The sequence below is a fragment of the Flavicella sp. genome (assembly GCF_037132785.1).
Lineage (GTDB): Bacteria > Bacteroidota > Bacteroidia > Flavobacteriales > Flavobacteriaceae > Flavicella.
The window spans coordinates 1-10647 of record NZ_JBAHZZ010000196.1 but is presented as its reverse complement, the minus strand read 5'-3'; the positions used below and the strand labels follow the sequence as shown (position 1 = coordinate 10647).

Here is a 10647-nt window from a genome sequence, read left to right as displayed (position 1 = left end):
ACTTTCTACGTGCTGACAACCATAACAATGATAATTATAGCCTGATTTCTCACAGCCTTTTGTGCCACAACATTTACTACATATAAAACCTTCAGACCATTTTGTTTTTGCCAAATAAGCTTTGCAAGCTTCATCATTTGGTAGTTCTTTTATAAAACTCAGTATATTTTGACCTTGAAAAACATCCATATCTGTTATATTTAAGGACACTAAGACACAGAAACTAAATGACTAACTCAGATTTTTTATTCTTTCATAAGTGTTGATTTTAAATGATATCATTTTGACATCATAAAGATATTGATTTCTCCAAATTTTTTGATGTTTTTTTTGTAAAAAAAAGTTTCTTTAAGTTTAAGAATTATCTACCTTTTTATTGTTCATCGGGTATGAAAGGTTCTAAAACGGTAGGCTACAAGTCATCGTACTATTGGAGGAATTGCCAATAATCATCTTTTACATCATTTTTTTCATTTATATTTCACACAAAAACAAAACCGTAACGGGGCTATGCTTCTATTTTTATTGCTTATCTGAATAAAAAACATTCCAAAGTATTATTATGTCATTTAAAAATAAAATTGGTATTACACACGATTGAGTTAATTGAGCATTGTGTTTTTTACATGGATTATTAACATTCTCACTTATTGTAGAACTTGTTCTATTCAGTTTCTCAGCAATATGTTTTACTCTTTTTTATTCTAAAAGAGCCTGAGTAATCTCATTTTTTAAGCTAAGTAGTTAATGTTTTTTTCTTCCATTTTATAAATCTATAAATCTATGGAGAAACAATATCTATAGATTTGGCTTAATAGCGGGTTATATTCTTCGTTTTTTTACGTTCTTTGGTCTTATTTCTACTTCTGACATCCTCTCATCTGTTCATTCATTAAACAAATAATAGAACTAAGGTCAAAATTACTCCACCGATTGCGAAGTACATACCTTTCTTAAAAATAGGCGTTTTTGGTGTGTACATCCAAAATGCAGATAACACAAAAAACAATAGAGATATACCAAAAAAGATGTTTAAAAAGTACAAAGGACTATTGGTTGTGGCTTTGTGAAGCTTTTCCATTTTTTCAAGGACAAACGGTAGTTTCATTTTTTTAACAATTGCGATACCCGTTTTTTGATTATAGTTCCCTTTCTTGAAATATAAAACATCACCTTCTTTCTTTTCAACTTTTACTCCTATTTTTAACTTTGGATTAATTTCATTTCCTGCTAAATTTGACTCAAGTTGATGTTCTATAATGACTTCCTTTTTTAAGAAATTCGTTTCTCTAAAAATCATAATTATTCCACTTAAGGCATATACGAACATTATACCTGATAAAAAACAACCTAAATACCGATGTATTACCCTAACTTGAAATGGAGATTTTCGAATTGCCATATATGATGTTTTTAAATGAATTTTGTTATTTGACTTGAGTTTTCATCAAAGGTTTAAATCTTATAAAAAATTAATTTTTAATTTAAGCGTTTGTTTTTGTCCAAATATTTTGGCTGTTATTTACCATCCTATTTAAATTGCTATGTGTGTCCTGAAGAAAACCCAAACCGTTTCCTTCATAAGGACATGAAAGGTAGGAAAACCAAGTTTTTTGTTTTGAAAATAGAGAATCTAAGACTCAAATTAAAAAAAAGCACTTATTAGTTGAATTCAGCAGGTTTAAAATCATCGGTAATCCTAAAAAACGAAAAATTGTATTGTAAACTAGTGGGTTCTTTATGTTTTATTCATATAAAGTTAATGAAAATATCACTAATAGAAATAATTCTATGATTACGGAGTTTGTTTCTTTGAAAAACATAACAGTAATACTGTTATTCAAATATTAATTAAAGAGCCTATCTGCTTTTACAAGATCTAATTTATGCCTTAATTTGGCATTTTTCCATTATGATATGTAAATCTTCATCGTTGATTTCTTTATTAGTGTCAGCAAACTTTAAGAATTCAGGATAGGTTTCGTCTAATTGTAATTTTGTTAACTCATATCCGTTATGTTTTAACCTGTAAGCTAGCGCAGCTCTACCGCTACGAGCAGTTAAAACAATAGATGACTCTGTGACTCCAACATCTGCTGGGTCCATAATCTCATAGGTTTCACGGTTTTTAATAACTCCATCTTGATGGATACCAGAACTATGAGCAAATGCATTATCTCCAACAACAGCTTTGTTAGGTTGTACATACATTCCCATATACTCTTGAACTAATTGGCTTGTACTGTAAAGTAATTTGCTGTTTATATTAGTGAATAAGTTCAAATTAGGGTGTTGTTTAAAAATCATTACAACTTCCTCCAAAGCTGTGTTTCCAGCTCTCTCACCAATTCCATTAATTGTACATTCTATTTGCCTTGCTCCGTTGATAGCACCAGAAATTGCATTTGCTGTAGCCATTCCTAAATCATTGTGACAATGACATGATAAAATTACATTTTCAATACCTTTTACATTTTCTTTAAGGTATTTTATTTTTGCTCCATACTCTTCTGGCAAACAATAACCAGTTGTATCAGGAATATTTAAAACGGTAGCTCCAGATTTAATAACTGCTTCGCATACACGAGCTAAGTATTCGTTGTCTGTTCTTCCTGCATCTTCTGCATAAAATTCAACATCTTCTACAAATCCTTTAGCATATTTGACAGCAGCCTGTGCTCTTTCAATAATTTTTTCAGGAGTTGTGTTGAATTTATATTTGATATGAGACTCGGAAGTTCCAATTCCTGTATGAATTCTTGGTCTTTTAGCAAAAGTCAGGGCCTCAGCGGCAACTTTGATATCGTTTTCATGAGCTCTTGTTAATCCACAAACAGTTGCGTTTTTCACCAATTTTGATATCTCAACAACAGAATTGAAATCACCAGGGCTTGAAACAGGAAAACCAGCTTCAATGATATCAACACCTAATAAGTCTAATTTCTCTGCAATGATTAGTTTTTGAGAAGTATTTAATTTGCATCCAGGTACTTGCTCACCATCTCTTAGGGTTGTGTCAAAAATTTGAACATGATTATCACTCATTTTTCCTTGTGTTTGTGTTTTAATGATTCTTCAAAAATAGCCCTTTTATACCTTGCTTTATTCCTTAATACACATTTATTACTGTATTCAATCCTTTTAAAATATCGGTTAATGTATTGATGTAGAATTAGTAAGGTCTTTTCTTTTTACAATGGCTAATTAATGTTTGTGAAATTGTAGTTTGGAATAAAACCGTTAGTTTACCATAGTTTGTGTTTCTTATTTATGAAAAAATAACTTTGCAAATTAGTAGGTATTCACTTTTTTCATAAGATTTCATAGAATTTGGTAGGTGATATTCAAATTGTCTGTCTTTTTAAGAAAAACGTAAAAAATGTAGTAAATTTGTTTCTTTAGTAAAAGAAACTTATAAAAGTGATTAATATGCCCTTAGATCAAAAAGATTCTCTTTTTTTATTGATTAAATCATTGTCGAAATCAGAAAAGAGACAGTTTAAATTATATGCAGGCAGGTTAGGAGGAAATTCTGATGCTAACTTTATGGCATTGTTTACGGTTATTGATAAAATAGATGTTTATGACGAACAGCTAATTTTAAAAAAGACAAATATTAAAAAACAACAGGTTTCAAATTCTAAAGCCCATTTGTATAAACAAATACTGATAAGTTTGCGATTGAGCCCTATACATCAAAATACAAGGACTCAGATTCGGGAACAATTAGATTTTGCAACTATTCTTTACAATAAAGGCTTGTATAAACAAAGTTTAAAGATTTTAGATAAAACAAAAAATGTTGCTATAAGTAAAGAAGAATATACTTTAGCCTATGAATTAATTGAATTAGAGAAGGTTATTGAATCACAATATATAACCAGGTCGATGTGTGATCGTGCAGATGTACTTGCTGTAGAAGCTAAAAATATTAGTGCTAAAATTGTTATTGTTTCTAAACTGTCTAATTTGTCTTTACAACTCTATAGCTGGTTTTTAAAATATGGATATGTTCGAAATGATAATGATTATAAAACGGTAAATGATTATTATGAAGCTCGTTTGCCTAACTTTGTTTTTGAAGAACAAGGATTTACTGGTAAAATGTTTTTGTTCCAAGCCAATTTATGGCGTGCTTTTATAATTCAAGATTTTCTGTCGTGTTATCGTTATTCTCAAAAGCTAGTTGCCTTGTTTGAGGAATATCCATACATGAAACAATTACATCCTGTTTTTTATTTAAAAGCAGTCAACTATTCTTTAGAGTCTCTTTTTTGTTTAGAACAAACTTATAAATTCAATGAAACTTTAATTTCACTTGAGGATTCCATAGAATACCGTCGTTTTTTTGTAAACGAAAACACTTTGTTGTTGGCAAATTTATATTTGATTCTTCATAAAATAAATTTGTATTACTTAGATGGTGAGTTTGTAAAAGGAACTGAATTTGTACCCGAGGTATTGCGTCAAATGAATATTTTTGGTAAAAAAATAGACGTACACTATGTAATGTTATTTTATTATAAGATTGGTTGTATGTATTTTGGTGCTGGTGATTATGATAATTGTATTTTGTATTTGAATAAAATTATTCGAAATAAGGAATTGAAAATGCGTGATGATTTGTTGTGTTATACCCGAGTATTAAATTTGGTTGCACATTATGAATCAGGCCAAGACCAAAATATAGATGAGCTGATTAAGTCTACTTATAAATTTTTATTGAAAATGGACAATTTGTATGAAGTACAGAAAAAGATGATTAAATTTTTAAGAAATTTGACTTCTTTGTATCCAAGAGAATTGAAAAGTGCTTTTATTAAACTTCATAAAGAATTAAAAGAATTTGAAAATCATCCCTATGAAAAAAGAGCGTTTCTATACCTTGATATTCTTTCTTGGTTGGAGTCAAATATTGAAGGGATTCCGGTAGAAGAAGTTGTAAAAAGAAAAATGAGATCTCGAGTTTAACTTTTGATATGTCCCAAAACAAGAAATACTATTATCTCGTAAAATTTCAATACTTAGGATTTCGTTATCATGGGTGGCAAGTTCAGCCAAACGTGAAAACCGTTCAGAAAATGGTTGAAAGAACACTTTCTTTTGTGTTTAAGCATACAAACTTTAAGGTACTTGGAGCAAGTAGAACAGATATGATGGTTTCTGCAAACGAGTCAGCCTTTGAGCTATTTGTCGATGAGGAAATAAATGAGGATGATTTAAAAGGTAGATTAAACAAAAGTCTTCCCAGTGATATTAGAGTTTTATCAATTCAAAAAGTAGATGCTTCCTTTAATGTGATACAAGACTCCAAAGAAAAAGAATACACGTATTTGTTTTCTTTCGGTGAGAAAATTCATCCTTTTTGCTCTCCTTTTATGTTAGGTGTTTTTGGAAATTTAGATATTGAGTTGATGCAGTTGGGAGCAAAATTATTTGAAGGAAATCACAACTTTCAGCGTTACGCATATAAACCATCTGAAAATACCGTATTTGAACGTGGAATAATTTCTTGTGAAATTACTGAAAACATAGAACTAACAGCTAGTTTTTTTCCAAAAAAAAGTTATATGTTTAAAGTAAAAGGAAACGGTTTCTTGCGTTATCAAATTCGATTGATGATGGGAATTTTGTTTCAGCTTGGGAAAGGGGAGGTTACTCTTGATTTTATAAAGGATACATTAAGAAATCCAAATTCTAATACTTTAAAAGAATTGGCTCCAGCCTCTGGTTTGACTTTGAATTCTCTTTCTTTTAATTAAATAATTTCATTACTGGTATTATTCTATTTGAGGCATTGAATTTCAAATATTATACTTAGATATTTGCAAACTGTAAAATCTACAGTAAAAACAGTACGTTTTTTTTAGTTTATCATTGTATATTTTTAATCGTATCCATCTGTTTGCCAGTGTATAGAGATTTTAATTGCTTGCTTGAATAGCGTAGTATATTAAAGAAATTATCAAGAATGTATTAAGGCAATATTATATTTGCTTAAAAAAGTAAATATAGATTTATAAATGTTCTTGTTTTAAGAATATAAAAACGAATAAAATGGCATTAAACAAACATAGTAGTAGAATAACACAAGATGAGTCACAACCTGCTTCTCAAGCGATGTTATATGCGGTCGGTTTAACAGATGATGATATGAATAAACCTCAAATCGGTATTGCAAGTACTGGTTATGACGGAAACCCATGTAATATGCATTTGAATAACTTAGCAGCTGAAATCAAAAAAGAAGTAAATAAATCTGAGCAAGTTGGGTTGGTCTTTAATACTATTGGTGTAAGTGACGGTATTTCAATGGGTACTTCTGGAATGAACTATTCTTTAGCTTCTAGAGATATTATTGCAGATTCTATGGAAACTGTTGTTAATGCTCAAAGTTATGATGGTTTGATTGGTGTTGTCGGTTGTGATAAAAATATGCCAGGAGCAATTATTGCTATGTTACGATTGAATCGTCCATCTATCATGGTATATGGAGGCACAATCCGTTCAGGTAATTATAAAGGACAAAAACTAAATATCGTTTCAGCATTTGAAGCCTTAGGACAAAAAGTAGCAGGAGAAATAGATGATAAAGAATATAAAGAAATTATCAAAGCAGCAATTCCAGGAGCTGGTGCTTGTGGAGGCATGTATACTGCAAATACAATGGCTTCTTCAATTGAATGTATGGGAATGGCATTGCCTTATAATTCTTCTATTCCAGCAGAAAATCCAAACAAATTATCCGAGGCAGAGCGTACAGCTTTGGCAATGAAAAATTTGCTTGAGATAGATTTAAAGCCAAAAGATATTATTACTAAAAAGTCGATTGAAAATGCAATAGCTTTAGTAAATGCATTAGGAGGTTCTACAAATGCCGTATTGCATTATCTAGCAATCGCTTATGCAGCTGATATTGAATTCACATTGGAAGATTTTCAAAAAGTTTCTGATAGAACTCCATTAATAGCTGATTTAAAACCCTCAGGTAAATACTTGATGGAAGATGTTCATGGTGTAGGAGGGACTCCAGCAATCATGAAATATCTATTAGATAATGGATATTTATATGGTGACTGTATGACAATTACAGGTAAAACTTTGGCTGAGAATTTAGCGGATGTTGAACCTATGGAATTCGATAAACAAGATGTGATTTTTCCAACGGATAAAGCATTGAAATCTTCAGGGAATTTGCAAATTTTATATGGTAACCTCGCAGAAGAAGGTGCAGTAGCAAAAATCTCAGGAAATGAAGGATTGGTTTTTGAAGGAAAGGCAATTGTTTATGATGGAGAGCAAGCTGCTAATACTGGAATTTCTAATGGAGAAGTTGAAAGAGGAGATATTATTGTGATTCGTTATGTAGGACCAAAAGGAGGACCAGGCATGCCAGAAATGTTAAAGCCTACCTCTTTAATTATGGGTGCCGGATTAGGTAAATCTGTTGCATTGATTACAGATGGTCGTTTTTCTGGAGGAACTCATGGATTTGTAGTAGGTCATATTACGCCAGAAGCACAAGAAGGAGGTTTGATAGGTCTAGTAGAAACAGGAGATGAAATTTTAATCAGTGCAGAGAATAATTCAATTATTTTAAAAGTTTCTGAAGAAGAAATAGCTAAACGTAAATCAAACTGGGTGCAACCTGCTTTAAAACACACGAAAGGAATTTTATTTAAATACGCTAGATCTGTAGCCACTGCTTCAGAAGGATGTGTAACAGATAAGTATTAAGAATTAAAATAAAAGTTGACATTAATTATGGAAACAAAAAATAAATCAACCGAAAGAATTATAGGAGCGGAAGCTGTTGTAAGAGCTCTTTTAGAAGAAGGTGCTGATTTGGCTTATGGGTATCCGGGTGGTGCTATTATGCCGATCTACGATGAATTATATAAATATAAAGATAAGTTACATCATGTATTAACACGTCATGAGCAGGGAGCTATTCATGCTGCTCAGGGTTTTGCGCGTGTTACAGGAAAAGTGGGAGTCTGTTTGGCAACTTCTGGTCCAGGTGCAACTAACTTAATAACAGGTATTGCAGATGCACAGATAGATTCTACACCCTTGGTGTGTATTACAGGTCAAGTTGCTTCTCATTTATTAGGGACAGATGCATTTCAAGAAACGGATGTAATTAGTATTTCTGCACCTATTACAAAATGGAATATTCAAGTAACAAAGGCGCAAGATATACCTATTGCAATTGCTAAAGCTTTTTATATAGCAAAATCTGGTAGACCAGGGCCTGTTTTGATTGACATTACAAAAGATGCACAATTAAGTGAATTGGATTATTCTTATGAAAAATGTACTTCAATAAGAAGTTATAAGCCAATTCCTGAAATGAATATTGAAAAGATAAAAGATGCGGCTGAGTTAATAAATGCTGCTAAAAAACCATTTATCATATTTGGTCAAGGAGTTATTTTAGGAGAAGCGGAAGTTGAACTAAAAGCATTGATTGAAAAAGCAGGAATTCCATCTGCTTGGACAGTTTTAGGTTTGTCTGCATTGCCAACGAATCATCCGTTAAATGTAGGAATGGTAGGAATGCATGGTCATTATGGACCCAATAAATTGACTAACGAGTGCGATTTGTTAATTGCTATTGGTATGCGTTTTGACGATCGTGTAACTGGTGATTTATCTAAATATGCAACTCAAGCAAAAGTGATACATTTTGATATTGATCCCTCTGAGATTGATAAAAACGTAAAAACAGATGTTGCGGTACTTGGAAACTCAAAAGATACTTTATCTAAAATATTACCATTTGTCAATAAGATGAATCACGATGCATGGCATAATGAATTCAAGAAATATCGAGAAATAGAGGAAGAGGTAGTTATCATTCCGCAATTAAATCCAACGAAAGAAGGATTAACTATGGGAGAAGTAATTAACCAAGTTAATAAAGAGACAAATGGAGATGCAATAGTAGTTTCTGATGTAGGTCAACATCAGATGTTTACAGTGCGTTATGCTAATTTCACAACAACAAGAAGTAATGTTACTTCTGGAGGTTTAGGAACCATGGGGTTTGCATTACCTGCTGCAATTGGCGCAAAAATGGGAGCACCAGAAAGGGAGGTCGTCGCTTTTATCGGTGATGGAGGTTATCAAATGACTTGTCAGGAATTAGGAACTATTTTACAAACAAAAGCAGCGGTGAAAATTGTTGTACTAAACAATGAATTCTTAGGTATGGTTCGTCAATGGCAACAGTTGTTTTTTGATAGAAGATATGCGTCCACCGAAATGATAAGCCCTAATTTTGTAAAGTTGGCAGAAGCTTACGATATAAAAGCACAGAAAGTTGTTAAAAGAGAAGATTTGGCTGCTGCCGTTAAAGAAATGATTGCTTCAAAAGAATCTTATTTCTTAGAGGTGATGATTGAAAAGGAAGATAATGTTTTTCCTATGGTGCCAACAGGCGCAAGTGTTTCAGATGTAAGATTAAAAGAATAAAAAATGGAAAAACAATTATTTACGATTTCTGTTTATACAGAAAACAATCCTGGATTATTAAATAGAATTGCAACTATTTTTTTGAAAAGACACATCAATATAGAGAGTTTGAATGTTTCTAAATCTGAAATTGAAAGTGTTCATCGGTTTACAATTGTAGCAATAATGACAGAAGTGGCTGTTAAGAAACTTGTGGGGCAATTAGAAAAACAAATAGAAGTGATCAAAGCATATTATCATACAGATGATGAGATTATTTTTCATGAAACTGCTTTGTATAAAATAGCTTCTAACTTATTATTTGATAAAAGAGAAATTCAAAATATCATCAAAAACAGTCATGCGACAATTGTAACGGTAAATCCTAAATTCTTTGTAATTGAAAAAACGGGATTTAGAAAGGAAACAGAAGACTTGTATGATCAATTGATTCCTTATGGAATTATGCAGTTTGTAAGAACAGGTAGGATTTCTGTATCGAAAACTGAAATGAGAATTTCAGAACAATTAAAAAACTTTTAATTTTCAAAAGGAAGGGATTAATTCCTTTCCTCCTGAATGGATAAAAACATAAATCTTTCTTGTTCCGAAAGTTGTGCGTATGAAAGAAACTATAACTGAATCCTAAAGATATACAATATAGGTGTTCTTGAAAAAGGACTATGGCTGCTGATAAAGTATTTACTGTTCTCATTGTGTTTATTTATAGTTTTTAATTTCACGTTTTAAATGCACGTGTATTTGTGTCGTTTCAATTATAATTACTAGCGACATTTTCCAATGCTAACTCAGGATCAAACAACTATTAAGAACCATGATAAATAGCTGTAGATTAGAAGAATATAAGGTGGTTTTTATTCTTCTGGATACAATTGGCAGCATTTAGATGAGCAAATAATATCCTATAAATGATGGGTGTCAGTTAAAACTACGAATTGATAAAAATGCTAAAATTGACCAATTGGTCAGGACTCCCTGTGACCATATTTATAGAGGAATAGTAGATGTGAAATCTAGGAATTATGTTGTTTTAAGACCGTTGCAAGGTACATGACAAAAACAAACATCCAAACTTAGGATATAAATCATTGTTTGTTAGCTTATTAAGATGTATATTCAAGCCATGAAACTACAAATAACACCTACTTTTGCAGATAGCATTTGTGATTT

At 31.4% G+C, this 10647-nt stretch carries 8 protein-coding genes; 5 read left to right on the top strand and 3 right to left on the bottom strand.

The genetic code is table 11. The features are described from left to right. From V5787_RS12375 to V5787_RS12365, 3 genes are all read right to left on the bottom strand, one after another. A partial coding sequence (locus V5787_RS12375; RefSeq protein ID WP_336893515.1) for a transposase occupies positions 1 to 189 on the bottom strand: 189 nt, incomplete at its 3' end. A gap of 703 nt (positions 190 to 892) precedes the next feature. After that, positions 893 to 1402, bottom strand: coding sequence for a hypothetical protein (locus V5787_RS12370; protein WP_336893514.1), 510 nt, complete (start codon positions 1400 to 1402; stop codon positions 893 to 895). A gap of 482 nt (positions 1403 to 1884) precedes the next feature. Next, positions 1885 to 3045: a 2-isopropylmalate synthase gene (locus V5787_RS12365; protein ID WP_336893513.1), complete on the bottom strand. Its 1161-nt coding sequence runs from the start codon at positions 3043 to 3045 to the stop codon at positions 1885 to 1887. Positions 3046 to 3429: 384 nt separating this feature from the next. On the opposite strand from V5787_RS12365, the gene V5787_RS12360 reads away from it, so the two are divergent. The 5 genes from V5787_RS12360 to ilvN all read left to right on the top strand — a co-directional run bounded on the left by V5787_RS12360 (position 3430) and on the right by ilvN (position 9999). Continuing rightward, positions 3430 to 4971 carry a hypothetical protein gene (locus V5787_RS12360; RefSeq protein WP_336893512.1) on the top strand — a complete coding sequence of 514 codons (1542 nt, stop codon included), beginning with the start codon at positions 3430 to 3432 and terminating at the stop codon, positions 4969 to 4971. A gap of 8 nt (positions 4972 to 4979) precedes the next feature. Further along, a complete protein-coding gene (truA, locus tag V5787_RS12355; RefSeq protein ID WP_336893511.1) occupies positions 4980 to 5762 on the top strand; it encodes a tRNA pseudouridine(38-40) synthase TruA in 783 nt (260 codons plus the stop codon). 295 nt (positions 5763 to 6057) lie between these two features. Continuing rightward, on the top strand, positions 6058 to 7737 hold the full coding sequence (ilvD, locus tag V5787_RS12350) for a dihydroxy-acid dehydratase (RefSeq protein WP_336893510.1): 1680 nt from the start codon (positions 6058 to 6060) through the stop codon (positions 7735 to 7737). Positions 7738 to 7764: 27 nt separating this feature from the next. Then, positions 7765 to 9477: a biosynthetic-type acetolactate synthase large subunit gene (gene ilvB / locus V5787_RS12345; RefSeq protein WP_336893509.1), complete on the top strand. Its 1713-nt coding sequence runs from the start codon at positions 7765 to 7767 to the stop codon at positions 9475 to 9477. Positions 9478 to 9480: 3 nt separating this feature from the next. Beyond that, complete coding sequence (gene ilvN, locus V5787_RS12340) at positions 9481 to 9999, top strand: acetolactate synthase small subunit (protein ID WP_336893508.1); 519 nt, start codon at positions 9481 to 9483, stop codon at positions 9997 to 9999. Positions 10000 to 10647: the final 648 nt, after the last annotated feature.